This is a genomic window from Bordetella pertussis 18323, from assembly GCF_000306945.1.
Lineage (GTDB): Bacteria > Pseudomonadota > Gammaproteobacteria > Burkholderiales > Burkholderiaceae_B > Bordetella > Bordetella pertussis.
This window is the reverse complement of sequence record NC_018518.1, coordinates 3,786,337-3,803,518: the sequence shown is the minus strand read 5'-3', so window position 1 is coordinate 3,803,518 and position 17,182 is coordinate 3,786,337. Positions and strand designations below refer to the sequence as shown.

Genomic DNA, 17,182 nt, shown 5'->3' with positions numbered 1-17,182 from the left:
TGTGCTTTCGATCAGGCGATCCGCTCGCCCCAGAGGTCGTACTCGTCGGAGTCGGTGACGCGCACCCGCACCATGTCGCCGGCCTTCAGCGGCTGCTCGCTGTCGACGTAGACGCAGCCGTCGATCTCCGGCGCGTCGGCGCTGGAGCGGCCGACCGCGCCTTCTTCGTCCACGCTGTCGATCAGCACGTCGATCTCCCGGCCTACCCGCGTGCTCAGGCGCGCGGTGGAGATGGCTTGCTGGTGTTCCATGAAGCGCTCCCAGCGCTCCTGCTTGACCTCGTCCGGCACGGGATTGTCGAGCGTGTTGGCCGGCGCGCCTTCGACCGGCGAGTACTGGAAACAGCCGACGCGGTCGAGCTGGGCTTCGCTCATCCAGTCCAGCAGGTACTGGAAGTCTTCCTCGGTCTCGCCCGGAAAGCCCACGATGAAGGTCGAGCGCAGCGTCAGGTCGGGGCACTCTTCGCGCCAGCGCTTGATGCGCGCCAGCGTCTTGTCCTCGAACGCCGGGCGCTTCATGGCGCGCAGGATGCGCGGGCTGGCATGCTGGAACGGGATGTCCAGATAGGGCAGCACCTTGCCGTCGGCCATCAGGCCGATCACTTCGTCCACGTGCGGATACGGATAGACGTAATGCAGGCGGGTCCACACGCCCAGCTCGGACAGCGCGGCGCACAGCTCGGTCATGCGCGTCTTGACCGGCCGCCCATTCCAGAAACCGCTGCGGTACTTGATGTCCACGCCATAGGCGCTGGTGTCCTGCGAGATGACCAGCAGTTCCTTGACGCCGGCCCGCACCAGCCGCTCGGCCTCGCTGAGCACGTCGCCCACCGGCCGGCTCACCAGGTCGCCGCGCATGGAGGGAATGATGCAGAAGCTGCAGCGATGGTTGCAGCCTTCGGAAATCTTCAGGTAGGCATAATGGCGCGGCGTCAGCTTGACGCCTTGCGGCGGGACCAGGTCCAGGTATGGGTTGTGGTCCTGGCGGGGCGGCGCCACGCCGTGCACCGCGCGCACCACTTCCTCGTACTGCTGCGGTCCGGTCACGGCCAGCACGCTGGGATGCACCTGCCGGATGACGGATTCTTCCACGCCCATGCAGCCGGTCACGATGACCTTGCCGTTCTCGGCGATCGCCTCGCCGATCGCTTCGAGCGATTCGGCCTTGGCGCTGTCGATGAAGCCACAGGTGTTGACCACCACGACATCGGCGTCGTTGTATTCGGGCGTGACCTCGTAGCCTTCGGTGCGAAGCTGGGTCAGGATGCGTTCGGAATCGACCAGGGCCTTGGGACAGCCGAGGCTGACGAAGCCGACTTTGGGGGAAGACATGGGAAAACCTCGATGGGCGCGCCTGCGCCACGGTCGAAAACCGTCGATTTTACCGTGGCGCGGCGCGGCCGCGGCCTTGGCATCCCGAGGCGGGCCGCGCCGATGCTCAAGCCGGGGGCTGGGCGTAGAACTTTCCGCCGTGGGCCCATTCGGTCGGCGGGATTTCGATGAAGATGACATCCACGCTTTCGACCGGGCACTTGAGGATCTCCACCGTCAGGCGCGTGACTTCCTGCATATAGCGGGTTTTCTGTTCGGCGCTGCGGCCGGGGGAGAGTTCGACGCGTACGGTGGGCATGTGCAGGATCCAGGAAGGGCCGCCGGGCAAGGCCGCCCGGCCGCTATATTCGTATACGATTATATTAAATGATATACATATCATGACATCGTGCCGCCCTAGGGATTTCACCAGCAGCGCCTATATTCGTATACGATATAAGATTTACGTATACGTATGAATCGAGATACGGATACAGGGCGCCGCGCGTTGCGCAAGGCGCCGCGCACGGACCACTCAGGCATCATGGCTGACAGCAAGACGAAATACGGATGGACCGCCCGGCGCACCGCGCCACGGCAAACCCGCCCTTGCGGCGCGGTGGCGGGGGCGCAGGCGCGATGAATCCCGACCGACTGCTGGGCGAACCCTTGCGGTTGCCCGATTCATTGTGGGCGGCCACCGCGCCGGCGGCGCCGGCGCTCCCGTCCCTGGACGGGCGCCATGCCGCCGACGTGCTGATCATCGGCGCCGGGTTCACCGGCCTGTCGGCCGCCATACGCCTGTGCCGCGAAGGCAGGCGGGTGATCGTGCTGGATGCGGCCGAGCCCGGCTGGGGGGCGTCCGGGCGCAACAACGGGCAGGTGATCGCCGGCCTGAAGCAGGATCCCGAGGTAATCGAGACGCTCTACCCGGGCGAGGCCGGCCGCCGGCTGGTGCGCTTCGGCAGCGAGGCGCCGGGCGTCGTATTCAGGCTGATCGACGAATTCGGCATCGATTGCGCCGCCGGCAACAAGGGCTGGATCCAGCCCGCGTTCACCCGCAGCGGCCTGCGCGCGGTCGAGCGCCGTTGCCAGGCCTGGGGCGAACGTGGCGTGGCCACGCGCCTGCTGCAGGCCGACGAATTGGCGCGCCTGCTGGGCACGCCGCGCTATCGGCTGGGCTGGTTGGATCCGCGCGGCGGCCATGTGCAGCCCCTGGCCTACGCGCGTGGCCTGGCGCGCGTGGCCCTGTCGCTGGGCGCGACGATCTGCGGCGGCGCGCGTGTCGAGGCGTTGCGCCGCGAAGCCGGGCAATGGCTGGCACGCTGCCAGGCCGGCGAGGCCAGGGCGCCCAGCGTGATCGTGGCCACCGGCGGCTATGCCGACCGGCTGGTGCCGGGCCTGCGCACGTCCATCGTGCCGGTACGCACGGCGCAGGTCGCCACGCGTGTGCTGCCCGAGGCGATGCGCCGCGAGATCCTGCCGCAGGGGCACGTGTCCAGCGATACGCGCCAGCTGCTGACCTCCTTCCGGCTGTCTCCGGACGGCCGCCTGGTGATGGGGGGCGCTGGCGCGACCGCGGGCCTGGAGCACGCACGCATCGTGCCGTTCCTGCATCGCGCGGGCGCGGAGCTGTTCGCGCACCTGGGCAAGCTGGATTGGGAGTACCACTGGAGCGGCTACTTCGCGGTCACCACCGATCACCTGCCGCATGTGCACGAGCCCGCCGCGGGCATGCACGTTTCGCTGGGGTGCAACGGCCGCGGCATCGCCATTTCGACCGCGCTGGACATCGAGCTGGCCGAGCGGGTGCTGGGCGCGCCGGCCGAATCGCTGTCGGTGCCGGTGAGCGATCTGTGATCGGTGCGCCTGCACGGGTTCCGTCATCTGGGGGTCGCCGCCGCGACCCGCTACAAGCGGCTGCAGGACAGGCTGGCGATGTAGTCGGGGCAGCCGCGCGCACGCGCGGCCCTGCGCATGACACTTCTTCAACGCAGTACCGGGGGTAAAAAAAATGAAAGGATATGCAAGGGAAAACAGGCGCCGCACGCTGCTGGCGGCGGCGCTGGCCGGCTGCCTGCTGGCCGGCGGAACGGCGCATGCCGACGAATCCGGCGCGGACAAGCGGCCCATCCGGCTGATCGTGGGCTTTTCCGCGGGCGGCTACACCGACGTGATCGCGCGGATCCTGGCCGAGCAGCTGGGGCACTCGCTCAATCGATCGGTCATCGTCGAGAACCGGGCCGGCGCCAACGGCGCGATCGGCGCCACCGCGGTGGCGCGCTCGGCCAAGGACGGCGCCACGGTGCTGCTGTCGCCGCCCGGCCTGATCACCAACACGCTGATCTCGCCCGAGCTCTCGTATTCCATCCAGGATTTCGCGCCGGTGGCGCGCGTGACCAGCCTGCCCAACGTGCTGGTGGTTTCGGCCAACAGCAAGTACCGTTCGCTGGCCGAGCTGCTGGACGGCGCGCGCAAGGCCGACGGCAAGCTGACCTATGGCTCGGGCGGCGTCGGGTCGAGCAACCATCTGTCCATGGCGTTGCTGATGCGCCAGGCCAACGTGCAGATGCTGCACGTGCCATACAAGGGCAGCAGCCTGGCCGAAACCGACGTCATGGCCGGACACGTGGAGTCGATGTTCTCCGGCGCGGCGTCTGCCATTCCGCATGTCAACGGCGGCCGTTTCCATGCCCTGGCGGTATCGGGCGACAAGCGTATCGGCGCCCTGCCGGACGTGCCCACGGTGGCGGAGGCCGGCGTGCCGGGCTATTCGCACGGCACCTGGCTGGGGTTGTTCGTCGCGGCGGGCACGCCCGCGCAGGCGGTGGCCGGGCTGAACCAGGCGGTCAACAAGGTGATGGCCGATGCGCGCGTCCAGGCCCGCATGACAGACCTGGGCGCCGATGCGTTCCAGGCCAATACGGTGGACGAGTTCACGGCTTTCGTGCAGTCCGACCTGGCTGCCCAGAAGACGTTGATCGGCAATGCCAGCCTGAGCGGGAATTGAGCGATCGACAGGGCGGCGGCGCCTGGCCGATGGCAGCCGGCGCCGCCGCCGGCCAGGCGGGCTGTTGTTAGAATCCCTTTCGTCATGAACCTGGTTGCCCCCATGCCCGAAACCGCTCAGAGAAAAGTCGCCGGTACAGCCACCGAGCGCGCGTATGGCGAGCTGCGCAAGCGCATTCTCGAAGGCAGCCTGGCCGAGGGCGCGCCGATCCGCCAGGACGAGGTGGCGGCCGATCTGGGCATCAGCAAGATTCCGGTTCGCGAAGCCCTGGTGCGGCTGCAGTCGGAGGGCCTGGTGGTCTTCACGCCCAACGCCGGGGCGACGGTGGCGGTACTGACCGCGGCCGATTATGTCGAGATGCTGGACCTGCGCCTGGCCATCGAATGCCGGGCGCTGGAGCTGGCGGTGCCCAACATGGCGCCGTCCGATCTGGCGCAGGCGCGCCGCCTGCTCGATGCCTACAGCAGGCACGAGAACGCGTCCGAATGGAGCGAGCTGAACGCGCAATTCCATGATTGCCTGTATGCGCCGGCCAACCGGCCGCGCCTGCTGGCCATGATCCGGTCGGTGCGCGACCACATGGGCAAGCTGATGCGGCTGCGCGTGACCGAGGCCGCGGGCCATGACCGCTCGCACCAGGAGCACCTGAAGATCCTCGCGGCCTGCGAGGAAGGCAATGCCGCGCGCGCCGTGGCGCTGCTGCGCAAGCACATCGAGCACACCCAGCGCGAAGTCCAGGCGTATTTCCGCAAGGCCTAGGTGTGAACTGTCAATAGGTTGTATTCGTCCAGGTTGAGTCTGGAGATGGGTACAGCGCGCCCGATGCCTTGGTGGGGTCGATGCCAGTTGTAGTGGTGTAGCCAGGATTTCATGGCATCGGCTCGGTGTTGGGAGTTCTGGTAGGTGTGAGCGTAAGCCCACTCACGCAAGGCCGACTGGATGAAGCGTTCGGCCTTGCCATTGGTCTGTGGGCGGTAAGGTCGGGTAAAGCGGTGCTTGATGCCCAGCTCATGGCACAGCGCGGCGAAGGCGCGGCTGCGAAAGGCCGAGCCATTGTCGGTGAGCAAGCGCTGGATGGTCACGCCCAGGCGCTGGTAGTAGGCCACTGCGTCCTTGAGGAACTGGACGGCGCTGGGGAAGCGCTCGTCGGGGTGGATGTCGGTGAAGGCCACGCGGGCGTGGTCATCGATGGCCACGAAGACGAAGTCCCAGCCGGCCCCCTCAACGGTATCGCGTCGGTTGCCCGTGACCCGGTGGCCAGGGCGCTGGATACGTCCCAGCTTCTTGATGTCGATGTGCAGCAGATCGCCGGGGGCCTGATGCTCGTAGCGCACCACCGGCTCGGCCGGCTCCAGGTCGGCCAGGTGCGACAGACCGGCGCGGGCCAGGACGCGGCTGACGGTGCTGGCTGACACGCCCAGCGCCTGGGCGATGCGCGCTTGGGTCAGCCGCTTGCGGCGCAGCTCCACGATAGCCAGCGCCTTGGCCGGCGCAATCGCTCGGGGCGAGACCGTCGGGCGCGAGGACGCATCGGCCAAGCCCGCCTGGCCCTGAGCCAGGAAGCGGCCCAGCCATTTGCGCACAGTCGGCGCGGTGACCCCATAGGCGCGGGCCGCTTCAGGCACACAAACTTGATGGGCGATCAATTGCTGGACCATTTCGAGTCGACGTAGGAAGGTCAATCGGGCATGCTTATGGGTGTTCATCCGGCCGGGCTCCTTGAGTGAACTGGGGAGTTGGCGATTTCCAGTTTCTCAAATCCGGTTCGGATGAACCATGCATACAACCTATTGAATCTTCACACCTAGCGCCCGGCCTGGGCCGGGCGCCGGATGCGGTTTCAGGCCTGCTTGAAATACAGGTGCGCGCCACAGGCGTCGGCGGGGTCGACCTTCAGTTCGCCGCCGGGCTGGCGGGTAAAGCGCACGCCGTTGGCTTCGAACAGGGCGGCCGTGGCGGCCGCATCCTTGACCAGCAAGGTGGCCGAGGCCAGGTAGGCGTCGCCGAGCTGGGGCTGGGCATCGCCGCGGCGTTGCGCCTCGGCCGGGCCGATCAGCTCGATGTCGGCGCCTGCGCCGAAGTCGAGCAGGATATGGTCGTCCCCGCGCGTGACGTTCTCCGCCCCGATCAGCCGGGTGTAGGCGGCCGCGGCCGCGTCGAAATCGGACACCATGCCCACCAGGCGCCCGAACGCCACCACGCCGTTGGGGTGATCGGTCCAGCCGGGCTGGCGCAGCGTGTCGGCCGTGAGGTGCTGGCACAGATTGGCGTGCGTCAGGCCGGGATACAGGTCGTGCCCCAGCATGACCGTCTCGAAGTGCAGGTCCAGCGTACGGTCTTCCAGCACCAGCTTGCGGTTCAGGTGGCGCGGCGGTTCGATCTCCAGGCCGGCCGCGAGACCGGCCTGGTAGCTTTCCTGGGCCGATGCCGCGTTGAACGCCACGCTGTAGAGGCCTTCGCCCTTGGCGAGGAATTTGTCCACGCCCGCCAGGAATTTGTTCGGGTCGCCGATGCCGCGGATTTCGAGATAGTCGCCGGGGAACATGATGCACAGGTTCTCGGTGCCCCATTCCTGGTGCTTGCCACTGGGCGGCACGACGAACCCCAGCTTCCTGTATTGCTGGCTGGTCCGGTCCAGGTCGTGCACGGCTACGACCGGATGATCAACTCTACCGACTCTGGCGGTCATTTCCACTCCTGTTCATGCGCGGGCGGCTGCCCGCCTGTGTGGCTAAGATTATACTATTAAATATTATCGTATACTAATTTTGCGTATGGGCCACGGCGTGGCGCCGGCGGCCATCCAGCGAGGGGAATCGACTATGAATACACCGTTGCGCGTGGGCATCGTGGGATGCGGCGTGCTGGCCAATGCGATGGCCGGCCATCTGGCCCGCCAGCCCCGGCCAGTGGAGATCGTGGGCTGCCTGGTGCGCGACCCGGGACGCGCACGCGGCGCGCTGCCCTGCCACGGCAGCTGGGAGGCGTTGCTGGCGCAACGGCCGGACGTGGTGGTCGAATGCGCGGGCCAGGCCGCGCTGGCGCAATACGCCCAGGCCATCCTGGCCGCCGGGGTGGACCTGGTGCCGGCCTCGGTCGGCGCCCTGGCCGATGACGCGCTGCGCGGCGCGTTGCTCGAGGCCGCGGCCGCTGCCGGCGCGCGCATCCGCATCCCCAGCGGCGCCATGGTGGGCATCGACGGCCTGGCCGCCGCCCGGCACGTGGGCGTGGCGGAAGTCCTGTACCGGGGCACCATGCCGCCGGTGGCGCTGCAGCGCTATGTGAGCGGGCCCCTGCCCGAGCGCGGGCTGGCGTTCGCCGGCTCGGCGCGCGAGGCCGTGGCCCGGTTTCCCAAGAACGCCAACCTGACGGGCACGATCGCGCTGGCCGGCATCGGCTTTGACCGTACGCGGGTCGAGATGCTGATCGATCCCGATGCGACGGCCAACGTCCACGAATTGCTCGCGCGGGGCGAGTTCGGCGATTTCCACGCGCGCGTCAGCGGCCTGCGGATATCCGAATCGTCGCCGTCGTCGCGCATCGTGGCCGGCAGCCTGGCCCAGGCGGCGCTGGGCTCGGGTTTTCTCGCCCTGTCCTGACGGGGCGGGCGCGGCGCAAGCGCGAGCCGCGCCGGGCGGTCTGCCTCAGCCGGCGCGCCGGTACAGTGCCACCGTGCCCGCCAGCACGACCAGCATGCCGCCGCACAGGCGGTTGATCCAGCGCAGGCCGCCGGTGCGCAATGCCCGGACCAGGCGCGCGCCCAGCGCGGCATAGCCCAGCATAGCGGCCAGGTTCAGCACGGCCAGCACCAGCGCCAGCGCGCCGTACTGCGGCGCCAGCGCCGCGGCCGGGTCGATGAACTGCGGCAGGAAGGCCGACATGAACAGCAGCGCCTTGGGGTTGGTCAGGGCGACCAGGAAACTGCGCGAGAACAGCGCGCCGGCGCCGCTGTCGCCGCCGCCCGCCGCCGGCGCGGGAAGCACCAGGGCGGCGTCGCTGCGCAGCAGCCGCCAGCCCAGATAGGCCAGATAGCCAGCGCCGATCCATTTGAGGGCCTGGAAGGCCGGTTCGGACGCCGCCAGCAGCATGCCCAGGCCGCCGGCGACGGCGGCCACCAGCACCAGGTCGGCCAGCACCGCGCCGGCCATGCCCCAGCAGGCCCGCCGCACCCCGTGGCGCGAGCCGTTGCTGAGCGCCAGCAGCACGGTCGGGCCGGGCGTGACGATGATCAGGCCGGAGGCGAGGACAAACAGGGCGAGGGTGGCAAGCGTCATGGCGGGCTCCGCGCGGCATGGCCGGGCAAGCGTGCAGTGTGACGCCGGCCGCCGGTCGCGTCCAGTGTCCGGCTACCATATCGGTCCTGCCGTCAGAAACGTTTCATATGCCTTCCTCTGTCGATTCCTCCGTCCTGGCCCCGCCCCTGTCGGCCGTGCTGCTGGGCGCCGCCGCCGCCGTGCAGGCGGTGCGCAAGGGACGCTCGCTGACCGATGCGCTGGCCGAGACGCCGCCGGCGCTGCGGCCGGCCGTGCAGGCGATCAGTTTCCACGCCATGCGGCAGCTGGGCTGGGCCGACGCCGTGGCCGAAACGCTGGTGCGGCGCTCGCCCGGACCCTTGTTCGACGCGCTGCTGCGGGTGGCGCTGAGCCTGCTGCGTCCCGCGCCCGGCGCCGCGGCGCAGCCCGGCGCGCCGCAGTATGCGCCGCATACGGTGGTCGACCAGGCGGTGACGGCGGCGGCCGGCCAGCGCAAGCTGGCCGCCTACAAGGGCCTGCTCAACGCCAGCCTGCGGCGCTTCCTGCGCGAGCGGGAAGCCTTGCAGGACAGCGTGGCCGAGCGCCCCGCGGCGCGCTGGAACCACCCGCGCTGGTGGGTGGAGCTGCTGGAGCGCGCCTATCCGGACCAATGGCGCGGCATCCTGGCCGGGGCCAATGTGCCCGCGCCGCTGACCCTGCGGGTCAACCGCCGCCGCGCCACGGTAGAGCAGGCGCGCCAGGCGCTGGCGCAGGCCGGCGTGGCCGCCGCGCCGGTGGGCGATGCCGGCCTGGTGCTGGCCGAGCCGCGCCCGGTGCCGCAGTTGCCGGGCTATGGCGCGGGCTGGTGGTCGGTGCAGGATGCAGGCGCGCAACTGGCCGCGCCGCTGCTGGCGCCGGCCGACGGCATGCGAGTGCTGGACGCCTGCGCCGCGCCGGGCGGCAAGACCGCCCACCTGCTGGAACTGGCCGATATCGACCTGCTGGCCCTGGACGCGGACGTGCAACGCCTGGAGCGGGTGGACCAGAACCTGGAACGCCTGGGCCTGCGCACGCCGCGGGTGCGGCTGGCGGCCGCCGACGCCAGCGACCTGGACGCCTGGTGGGACGGCCGGCCCTTCGATGCGGTGCTGGCCGACGTGCCGTGCACCGCGTCGGGCATCGTGCGCCGCCACCCGGACATCCGCTGGCTGCGCCGCGCCAAGGACGTGCCGCGCACCGCCGCCCTGCAGGCGCGCATCGCCGACGCCCTGTGGCGCACGGTCGCCCCGGGCGGGCGCCTGCTTTACGTGACCTGCTCGGTGTTTCCGGCCGAAGGGCGCGAGCAGGCCGAGGCCTTCGCGCGCCGCCATGCCGACGCCGCGCCCCTGGACGCGCCCGGGCAGCTGCTGCCTGTTGCCATCGATGCAACACCGCAGGCGCAACACGACGGTTTTTTCTATGCCTTGTTTGCCAAGCGGACCTGAATCGCCAAGAATAGGGTCATGCTGCTGCGCATTTGCCGTATGTCGATGATTCTTCGCCTATTTGTCGCGTTGTTGCTGGTATTTGGCTCGTTCTCGCCGATTACGAGCGGGCTTGCCCATGCCGCCGATCCGCACGTCCAGCGCATCGAGCCGCTGGTGCGCGACGGCAAGCTGGAGCTGAGCGCCGACGTCCATTTCGAGCTCAACGACCAGCTGCGTGACGCGGCGCAGCGTGGCGTGCCGCTCTATTTCACCGCCGACCTGCAGATCACCCGGTCGCGCTGGTGGTGGTTCGATCACACGCTGGTCGACAAAAGCATTACCTGGCGCATTGCCTACAACGCCCTGACCCGCCAGTGGCGGGCCGGCGCGGGCGAGCTCTCGCTGCCGGTCGCCTCGCTGGACGACGCCATGGACCTGGTGCGCCATATCCGCAACTGGCAGGTGGCCGACGCGTCCGAGTTCGACCCCGGCGTGCGTTATGGCGGCCAGCTGCGCGTACGCCTGGATACCTCCCAACTGGCGCGGCCGTTCCAGGTCAACGCCCTCAACAGCAGCTCGTGGTCGCCGGCCACGCCGTGGGCGGAGTTCTCCTTCGCCCTGGCCGAGCCCGCGCGGGACCCCTCATGAGAATGTTTCTACGCCTTGCCCTGGTGGTCGGCGGCGTCAGCGGCCTGGCCCTGCTGGGCCTGCTGGCCTGGTCCACCGGCAATGCGTCACGCTTTGCGCGCTATTACGACACCCTGCTGATTCTCAACGGTATTTTCGCCTTCGCGCTGTTCGTCTGGGTGGTGGCGCTGACCGTGCGGCTGGCGCGCCAGATCCGCCGGCGCCAGTTCGGCGCCCGCCTGACGGCCCGTTTTGCGCTGGCCTTCGCCCTGATCGGGGTGGTGCCGGGCGCGCTGATCTACACCCTGTCGGTGCAGTTCATGTCGCGCTCGATCGAGTCGTGGTTCAACGTCCGCGTCGACAGCGCGCTGGAGTCGGGCCTGAATCTGGGCCGCGCCGCGCTCGACTCGCAGCTGGCCGACATGGATGTGCGCGCCCGCGCCATGGCGGCCGAGTTGAACAACATGTCCGATAACGACATTCCGCTGGCGCTGACGCGGCTGCGCGAGGCCAACGGGGCGCAGGAGGCCACCGTATTCACCGGCAGCGGGCGGATACTGGCCTTCTCCACCAATACCTACGGGCAGCTGCTGCCGCCCAGCTTGCCTGCCACCTTGCTGAACCAGCTGCGGCTGGCGCGCGGCTACTCGGCCGCCGAGGCCGACGACCCGGCGATTCCGGGCGCCGAGGGCGGCCTGCACCTGCGCGTGGTGATCCCGTTGTCGGCGCCGGCGCGCTTCGACGGCATCCTGGGCGGCTCGGCCGAGCCGCGCTGGCTGCAATTGATGCATGCCGTGCCCGACCAGATCGCCCATAACGCCAACCGGGTGCAGCAGGGCTTTCGCGACTACCAGGAGCTGGCGCTGTCGCGGCTGGGCCTGCGCAAGCTGTACGGCATCACCCTGACCCTGGCCCTGCTGCTGGCGGTGTTCGCCGCCATCGCGGTGGCGCTGTCGCTGTCCAAGCGGCTGGTGCGGCCCCTGCTGCGGCTGGCCGGCGGTACCCAGGCGGTGGGCGTGGGCGATTTCCGGCCGCTGCCCGAGCCGCCCGAACGCGACGAAGTCGGGCAACTGACCCGCTCGTTCAACGCCATGACGCGCCAGCTCGAGGAGGCGCGCCAGATGGTGGAAAGCAACCGGCGCCAGCTGGAGCGCTCCAACGTCTACCTGGAAAGCGTGCTGTCCAACCTGTCGTCCGGGGTGATCGCCTTCGACGAAGGGTTCCGCGTCACCACGGTCAACCAGGGCGCCCAGACCATTCTGCAGGCCGACCTGCGCTCGGTCATCGGCCGGCCGCTGGAAACCGTGGACGGCATGCTGGAGTTCGCCCAGGTGGTGCGCCAGGCCTTCGCGGCCCACGCGGCGGTGGGCTCGGAACGCCTGCACTGGCAGCAGCAGTTCGAGATTACCCCGGGGCTGGACGAAACCGGCGGGCAGCCGGTGACGCTGCTGGCGCGCGGCACCCACTTGCGCGTGGACGGCCGCGGCAACGGCTACCTGGTGGTGTTCGACGACATCACCGAGGTCATTTCGGCCAACCGTACCGTGGCCTGGGGCGAGGTGGCGCGCCGGCTGGCCCACGAAATCAAGAATCCGCTCACGCCGATCCAGCTGTCGGCCGAGCGCCTGGCCATGAAGCTGGCCGACCGGCTGCAGCCGGCCGACGCGCAGATGCTAATCCGCTCCACCAACACCATCGTCAACCAGGTGGGCTCGCTCAAGCAGATGGTCGACGACTTCCGCGAGTACGCCCGCACGCCGCCGGCTGTCATGCAGCGCATCGACCTCAATGCGCTGGTGGCCGACGTGCTGTCGCTGTATGGGTGGGATCCGGGCGACGGCGGCGGCCGCGGCGCGGCGCGCGTGCTCAATCTGGACGTGGAGCTGGCGCCCGGCCTGCCGGACATCGAGGGCGACCCGACCCAGCTGCGCCAGGTCATCCACAACCTGCTGTCCAACGCCCGCGACGCGGTCGCCGAGCAGGGCGGCGAGGGGCGCGTGAAGGTCACCACGCAGATCGTGCAAAGCGAGCAGCCCGACGGCGGGCAGCAGCGCGCGGTGCGTTTCACCGTGGCCGATACCGGACCGGGCTTTCCGCCGCAGGTCATGCAGCGCGCCTTCGAGCCCTACGTGACGACCAAGGCGCACGGGACTGGGTTAGGATTAGCCATTGTGCGCAAGATCATTGAAGAACATGGCGGCCGCATCGATCTCGCCAATCGCAAGGAAGGGGGCGCGCGGATCTCCATATTGTTGACCCGCCTGGCTTTGCCGTCCGATACTATGGACGCGACCGCGCAAAAAAAGGATAATGCGGCTACGCAATAGGTGAGAGGTTATGGCCAGAATTCTGGTGGTCGACGACGAAGTTGGCATTCGCGAGCTGCTGTCCGAGATCCTATACGACGAGGGGCACACGGTCGAACTGGCCGAGAACGCGGCGCAGGCTCGCGCCGCGCGCTTGCGCATGCGCCCGGACCTGGTCCTGCTCGACATCTGGATGCCAGATACCGACGGCGTCAGTCTGCTCAAGGAGTGGGCGTCGCAGGGCTTGCTGGACATGCCGGTCATCATGATGAGCGGCCACGCCACCATCGACACGGCCGTCGAGGCGACCCGCATCGGCGCCATGGACTTTCTCGAAAAGCCCATTACGCTGCAGCGCCTGCTCAAGACCATCGAAGCCGGCCTGGCGCGCGTCCGCGCGCCGCGCGCCGCGCCGCCGCTGGCGCATGCCGCCGCGGCGCCGGTGGCCGTCGCGCTCGAGGACGAGCTCGACCCGCCGCAGCCATTCCAGGCTCCGGTCGAGGCGCCGGCCGCTTCCAACGGCCAGCTGGGCAGCATCTCGCTCGACCAGCCGCTGCGCGAGGCGCGCGACGAATTCGAGCGCATCTACTTCGAATACCACCTGGTGCGCGAGAATCACAGCATGACGCGCATCTCCGAACGCACCGGGCTGGAACGCACCCACCTGTACCGCAAGCTCAAGCAGCTGGGCATCGAATCCGCGCGCAAGCGAGGCACATGAAGATCCTCATCATGGGGGCGGGGCGCGTTGGCACCAGCGTGGCCGAAAACCTGGTGTCCGAGCAGAACGACATCACGGTCATCGATACCGACGTCGGCCAGCTGCGCTACCTGCAGGATCGCTTCGACCTGCGCGTGGTGCAGGGCGACGGCATCCAGGTATCGGTGCTGGAGTCGGCCGGCGCCGACGACACCGACCTGTTCATCGCCTGCGCGGCTTCCGACGCGGCCAACCTGGTGGCGTGCAAGATCGCGCGCGAAGTCTTCAACGTGCCGCGCCGCATCGCCCGCATCCGCATGCCCGAGTTCGCCGACCATCCCGAGCTGATGAGCGACGAGGGTTTCGCCATCGACGCGCTCATCAGTCCCGAGCGCAGCGTCACCACCTACCTGCACAGCCTGATCGAGTTTCCCGAGGCGCTGCAGGTGGTCGAGTTCGCCGGCGGGCGCGTCAGCGTCATCACGGTCCGGGTGGGCCACGGCAGTCCCATGGCGCATCACCCGGTCGACGAACTGCGCGAGGTCTGGCCGGACGTCACGGCCCGCATCGTCGACGTGCTGCGCGACGGACGCCCGCTGCATGCCGGGACGGGCACGGTGGTGGCGCCGGGCGACGAGGTCGTGCTGGCCGTCGACACCCGGCACGCGCGGCGCGCTGTGCGCCAGCTGCGCGAGGCCGAGAAGACCGTGCACCGGGTCATGATCGCGGGCGGCGGCAACATCGGCCTGCGGCTGGCGCGCCAGCTGGCCGAGGAAGGCTACAGCGTGCGCATCATCGAGCACGATGCCAAGCGCTGCGAATACCTGGCCGCCGAGCTGCCCGACAACGTACTGGTGCTGCATGGCAACGGCACCGACGAAGCGCTGCTCGAGCGCGAGAATATCGAGGACATGGACACCTGGCTGGCCCTGACCAGCGACGACGAGGACAACATCATGTCCTCGCTGCTGGCCAAGCGGCTGGGCGCGCGCAAGGTCATCGCCCTGATCAACCGGCAGGCGTATGGCGAACTCATGCAGGGCAGCCATATCGACGTGGCGGTTTCGCCGTCGCAGGCCACCATGAGCGAGCTGCTGCGGCATGTGCGGCGCGGCGACGTGGTGGCGGTGCACCGGCTGCGCCAGGGGGTGGCCGAGGCCCTGGAGGCCGTCGCCCATGGCGACCGCTCCAACTCGCGGGTGGTCGGCCGCGCGGTGGGCAAGATCGGGCTGCCCAAGGGCGCCAGCATCGGCGTGCTGGTGCGTGGCGACGAGATCATCGTTCCCGACGCCGACACCGAAATCCAGTCGGACGACCATGTCATCGTTTTCGTGCCTTCGCGCCGGCAGATGCCGCGCGTCGAGAAACTGTTCCAGGTGTCGGCCTCCTTTTTCTGAACCACGCGGCCGCGCTCGGGCGCCGGGCCATGACGTCGAGCGGTATTCATGAAGCGTTTGCTGGCGACCTTTTACGTGCTGGGTCTGACCATGGTGGTGTTCGCGCTCACCATGGTGATTCCGCTGGCGGTCGCCTACATCGGCCAGGACGCCGGCTTCACCGCCTTTCTCGAAGGTTTCCTGCTGGCGCTGGGCATCGGCGCGGGCACCTGGCTGGCGACCCGCCGCGGCCGCAGCGAGCTGCACGCGCGCGACGGCTTCCTGCTGGTGTCCACCGTATGGGCCGCGCTGCCCGCGCTGGCGGCCATCCCGCTGCTGCTCTACTACGACGACGTGGGCATACCGCTGTCGTTCACCGATGCCTATTTCGAGGCCATGTCCGGCCTGACCACCACCGGCGCCACGGTTCTGAGCGGGCTCGACGCCCTGCCGGCCTCGATCAACCTGTGGCGCGCCACGCTGATCTGGATCGGCGGCATGGGCATCCTGGTGCTGGCGGTGGCCATCCTGCCCTTGCTGGGCGTGGGCGGACACCAGGTGGTGCGGGCCGAGACGCCCGGGCCCATGAAGGACGAGCGGCTCACGCCGCGCATCGCCAGCACCGCCAAGGCGCTGTACGCGGTGTATTTCGGTTTCTCCATGGTATGCCTGCTGGCCTATCGGGCCGTCGGCCTGTCGTGGTTCGACGCCTGGTGCCATATGGCCACGACCATGGGGCTGGGGGGGTTCTCGACTTATGACGATGGCTTCGCGCATTTCGACTCGCTGTCGGTCGAGCTGGTGGCCATCGTCTTCATGACCATCTCGGGCATCAACTTCGCCACCCACTTCAACGCGCTGCGCCAGCGCAACTGGCGCGCCTACGTGGTGTGCCCGCAGACCATTCCGTACCTCACGGTCATGCTGGGCGCGGGCCTGGTGATCTCCGTATTCCTCTATATCAAGGGCGTATACGGAGACCCCTGGGAGGCGTTGCGCTATGGCATGTTCAACACCATTTCGGTGGCTACCACGACCGGCTACGCCAATGTGGACTACGCGTCCTGGCCGCTGTTCGCGCCGCTGACCATGCTGTTGCTGTCGGCGTTCGTGGCCTCGGCCGGCTCGACCGGCGGCGGCATCAAGATGATCCGCATCATCCTGCTGGTCAAGCAGGCGCGCAACGAGCTGGTCACCATGCTGCACCCCCACGCGGTCAGCCCGGTGCGCATCGGTTCGCGCGTGGTGGACCAGCGCGTCATGGCGTCGGTGCTCGCCTTCATGCTGGTGTACGGCCTGTCGGTGGGCGTGCTGAGCAGCCTGCTGCTGCTGTCAGGGCTGGACCTGATCACGGCCTTTTCGGCCGTCATGGCCATGATCAACAATACCGGGCCGGGGCTGGGGCCGGTGGGGCCGATGGGCAACTTCTCGGTACTGAATGATTTCCAGACCTGGGTATGCACGTTCGCGATGCTGATCGGGCGTCTCGAATTGCTGACGGTGCTGGTGCTGTTCACGCCGCTGTTCTGGCGCAAATAGCGGCGCGCGCGGCCGCTGCCCGCGCGGTGGTGTACTATTCAGTGTACTCACTAAATTTGGCGTAAGGCCTTTCTCTCCCATGCCAGAACCAGACAAGCAAGCAACGAGAAAGAAGCGCACAACGTCCTCCCTGACGGACAGTACGGTGTTCGATCCTGCCAAGCAGGTGCTGTGGTCGCGGCCCGGATACCTTGTGCGGCGCCTGAACCAGATCCACTACGCGCTGTTCTACGAAGAGTGCAAGACGCAGAACGTCACGCCGGTGCAATATGGCGTGCTGACGGCCCTGTCGCTGAGCCCCTGGCTGGACCAGACCGCGATCGGCATGGAGCTGGGGCTGGACCGCACCACCACCGCCGACGTCATCAAGCGGCTGCAGGAGCGCGGGCTGGTCGAGCGCCGCGTCAACCCCAACGACAAGCGTTCGCGCCAGGCCGTGATCACGCAGGAAGGCCTGCGCATCATGGGGCTGCTGCAAGGCGGCATGGCGCGCGCGCAGCAACGGCTGCTCGAGCCCCTGTCGCCGTGCAACCGCGAAATCTTCATGAAGCTGCTGTCGACGCTGGTCGACGCCAACAATCAGTACAGCCGCACGGCGCTCAAGGCCATGTAGCCG

General features: G+C 68.6%; 16 protein-coding genes. 11 read left to right on the top strand and 5 right to left on the bottom strand.

Annotated features, from left to right (window positions below; translation table 11 throughout):
• Window positions 1-11: 11 nt before the first annotated feature.
• Window positions 12-1,331 carry a 30S ribosomal protein S12 methylthiotransferase RimO gene (rimO, locus tag BN118_RS18030; RefSeq protein ID WP_003807313.1) on the bottom strand — a complete coding sequence of 440 codons (1,320 nt, stop codon included), beginning with the start codon at window positions 1,329-1,331 and terminating at the stop codon, window positions 12-14.
• A gap of 106 nt (window positions 1,332-1,437) precedes the next feature.
• The gene (locus BN118_RS18025) at window positions 1,438-1,629 is read right to left on the bottom strand and encodes a 4-oxalocrotonate tautomerase (RefSeq protein WP_003807315.1); all 192 of its coding nucleotides are present in this window, start codon (window positions 1,627-1,629) and stop codon (window positions 1,438-1,440) included.
• 320 nt (window positions 1,630-1,949) lie between these two features.
• On the opposite strand from BN118_RS18025, the gene BN118_RS18020 reads away from it, so the two are divergent.
• The 3 genes from BN118_RS18020 to BN118_RS18010 all read left to right on the top strand — a co-directional run bounded on the left by BN118_RS18020 (window position 1,950) and on the right by BN118_RS18010 (window position 5,079).
• Window positions 1,950-3,170, top strand: a complete 1,221-nt coding sequence (locus BN118_RS18020; RefSeq protein ID WP_023853430.1) for an NAD(P)/FAD-dependent oxidoreductase — start codon at window positions 1,950-1,952, stop codon at window positions 3,168-3,170.
• A 154-nt stretch (window positions 3,171-3,324) separates the two neighbouring features.
• Entirely contained in the window at window positions 3,325-4,320 is a 996-nt protein-coding gene (locus BN118_RS18015; protein WP_004566010.1) for a tripartite tricarboxylate transporter substrate binding protein, read from the top strand.
• Between the two features lie 102 nt (window positions 4,321-4,422).
• Complete coding sequence (locus BN118_RS18010; RefSeq protein ID WP_224019279.1) at window positions 4,423-5,079, top strand: GntR family transcriptional regulator; 657 nt, start codon at window positions 4,423-4,425, stop codon at window positions 5,077-5,079.
• On the opposite strand, the gene BN118_RS18005 is transcribed toward BN118_RS18010, so the two are convergent.
• Window positions 5,076-6,026 (bottom strand): IS481-like element IS481 family transposase, encoded by a 951-nt coding sequence (locus tag BN118_RS18005; protein ID WP_005013747.1) that lies wholly within the window; start codon window positions 6,024-6,026, stop codon window positions 5,076-5,078. The genes BN118_RS18010 and BN118_RS18005 overlap by 4 nt on opposite strands.
• A gap of 134 nt (window positions 6,027-6,160) precedes the next feature.
• Window positions 6,161-7,009, bottom strand: a complete 849-nt coding sequence (locus BN118_RS18000; protein WP_010929879.1) for a VOC family protein — start codon at window positions 7,007-7,009, stop codon at window positions 6,161-6,163.
• A 133-nt stretch (window positions 7,010-7,142) separates the two neighbouring features.
• Between BN118_RS18000 and BN118_RS17995 the strand changes: the two genes are divergently transcribed.
• Window positions 7,143-7,919 carry an aspartate dehydrogenase gene (locus BN118_RS17995; RefSeq protein WP_014906100.1) on the top strand — a complete coding sequence of 259 codons (777 nt, stop codon included), beginning with the start codon at window positions 7,143-7,145 and terminating at the stop codon, window positions 7,917-7,919.
• Between the two features lie 45 nt (window positions 7,920-7,964).
• Here the strand turns inward: BN118_RS17995 and BN118_RS17990 are convergent, their stop codons facing one another.
• Complete coding sequence (locus BN118_RS17990) at window positions 7,965-8,594, bottom strand: LysE family translocator (protein ID WP_010929881.1); 630 nt, start codon at window positions 8,592-8,594, stop codon at window positions 7,965-7,967.
• 107 nt (window positions 8,595-8,701) lie between these two features.
• Here BN118_RS17990 and rsmB point away from each other — a divergent pair, with 107 nt between their 5' ends.
• The 7 genes from rsmB (at window position 8,702) to BN118_RS17955 (ending at window position 17,179) form a co-directional block, all read left to right on the top strand.
• Entirely contained in the window at window positions 8,702-10,036 is a 1,335-nt protein-coding gene (gene rsmB, locus BN118_RS17985) for a 16S rRNA (cytosine(967)-C(5))-methyltransferase RsmB (RefSeq protein ID WP_010929882.1), read from the top strand.
• Window positions 10,037-10,054: 18 nt separating this feature from the next.
• Window positions 10,055-10,666: a DUF4390 domain-containing protein gene (locus BN118_RS17980; protein ID WP_014906099.1), complete on the top strand. Its 612-nt coding sequence runs from the start codon at window positions 10,055-10,057 to the stop codon at window positions 10,664-10,666.
• Window positions 10,663-12,972 (top strand): two-component system sensor histidine kinase PlrS, encoded by a 2,310-nt coding sequence (gene plrS, locus BN118_RS17975; protein WP_010929884.1) that lies wholly within the window; start codon window positions 10,663-10,665, stop codon window positions 12,970-12,972. The genes BN118_RS17980 and plrS overlap by 4 nt, the downstream gene beginning before the upstream one ends.
• Window positions 12,973-12,982: 10 nt before the next feature.
• On the top strand, window positions 12,983-13,672 hold the full coding sequence (gene plrR / locus BN118_RS17970; RefSeq protein ID WP_014906098.1) for a two-component system response regulator PlrR: 690 nt from the start codon (window positions 12,983-12,985) through the stop codon (window positions 13,670-13,672).
• A complete protein-coding gene (gene trkA / locus BN118_RS17965) occupies window positions 13,669-15,048 on the top strand; it encodes a Trk system potassium transporter TrkA (protein ID WP_003818498.1) in 1,380 nt (459 codons plus the stop codon). Before plrR ends, trkA begins: the two co-directional genes overlap by 4 nt.
• Window positions 15,049-15,096: 48 nt before the next feature.
• On the top strand, window positions 15,097-16,566 hold the full coding sequence (locus BN118_RS17960) for a TrkH family potassium uptake protein (RefSeq protein ID WP_014906097.1): 1,470 nt from the start codon (window positions 15,097-15,099) through the stop codon (window positions 16,564-16,566).
• 145 nt (window positions 16,567-16,711) lie between these two features.
• Window positions 16,712-17,179, top strand: a complete 468-nt coding sequence (locus BN118_RS17955; protein WP_010929887.1) for a MarR family winged helix-turn-helix transcriptional regulator — start codon at window positions 16,712-16,714, stop codon at window positions 17,177-17,179.
• Window positions 17,180-17,182: the final 3 nt, after the last annotated feature.

What these genes read in the sequence shown, in the direction of transcription:
- rimO (WP_003807313.1), bottom strand. Translation starts at nt 1,331, where the DNA reads ATGTCTTCCCCCAAAGTCGGCTTCGTCAGCCTCGGCTGTCCCAAGGCC.
- BN118_RS18025 (WP_003807315.1), bottom strand. Translation starts at nt 1,629, where the DNA reads ATGCCCACCGTACGCGTCGAACTCTCCCCCGGCCGCAGCGCCGAACAG.
- BN118_RS18020 (WP_023853430.1), top strand. Translation starts at nt 1,950, where the DNA reads ATGAATCCCGACCGACTGCTGGGCGAACCCTTGCGGTTGCCCGATTCA.
- BN118_RS18015 (WP_004566010.1), top strand. Translation starts at nt 3,325, where the DNA reads ATGAAAGGATATGCAAGGGAAAACAGGCGCCGCACGCTGCTGGCGGCG.
- BN118_RS18010 (WP_224019279.1), top strand. Translation starts at nt 4,423, where the DNA reads ATGCCCGAAACCGCTCAGAGAAAAGTCGCCGGTACAGCCACCGAGCGC.
- BN118_RS18005 (WP_005013747.1), bottom strand. Translation starts at nt 6,026, where the DNA reads ATGAACACCCATAAGCATGCCCGATTGACCTTCCTACGTCGACTCGAA.
- BN118_RS18000 (WP_010929879.1), bottom strand. Translation starts at nt 7,009, where the DNA reads ATGACCGCCAGAGTCGGTAGAGTTGATCATCCGGTCGTAGCCGTGCAC.
- BN118_RS17995 (WP_014906100.1), top strand. Translation starts at nt 7,143, where the DNA reads ATGAATACACCGTTGCGCGTGGGCATCGTGGGATGCGGCGTGCTGGCC.
- BN118_RS17990 (WP_010929881.1), bottom strand. Translation starts at nt 8,594, where the DNA reads ATGACGCTTGCCACCCTCGCCCTGTTTGTCCTCGCCTCCGGCCTGATC.
- rsmB (WP_010929882.1), top strand. Translation starts at nt 8,702, where the DNA reads ATGCCTTCCTCTGTCGATTCCTCCGTCCTGGCCCCGCCCCTGTCGGCC.
- BN118_RS17980 (WP_014906099.1), top strand. Translation starts at nt 10,055, where the DNA reads ATGCTGCTGCGCATTTGCCGTATGTCGATGATTCTTCGCCTATTTGTC.
- plrS (WP_010929884.1), top strand. Translation starts at nt 10,663, where the DNA reads ATGAGAATGTTTCTACGCCTTGCCCTGGTGGTCGGCGGCGTCAGCGGC.
- plrR (WP_014906098.1), top strand. Translation starts at nt 12,983, where the DNA reads ATGGCCAGAATTCTGGTGGTCGACGACGAAGTTGGCATTCGCGAGCTG.
- trkA (WP_003818498.1), top strand. Translation starts at nt 13,669, where the DNA reads ATGAAGATCCTCATCATGGGGGCGGGGCGCGTTGGCACCAGCGTGGCC.
- BN118_RS17960 (WP_014906097.1), top strand. Translation starts at nt 15,097, where the DNA reads ATGAAGCGTTTGCTGGCGACCTTTTACGTGCTGGGTCTGACCATGGTG.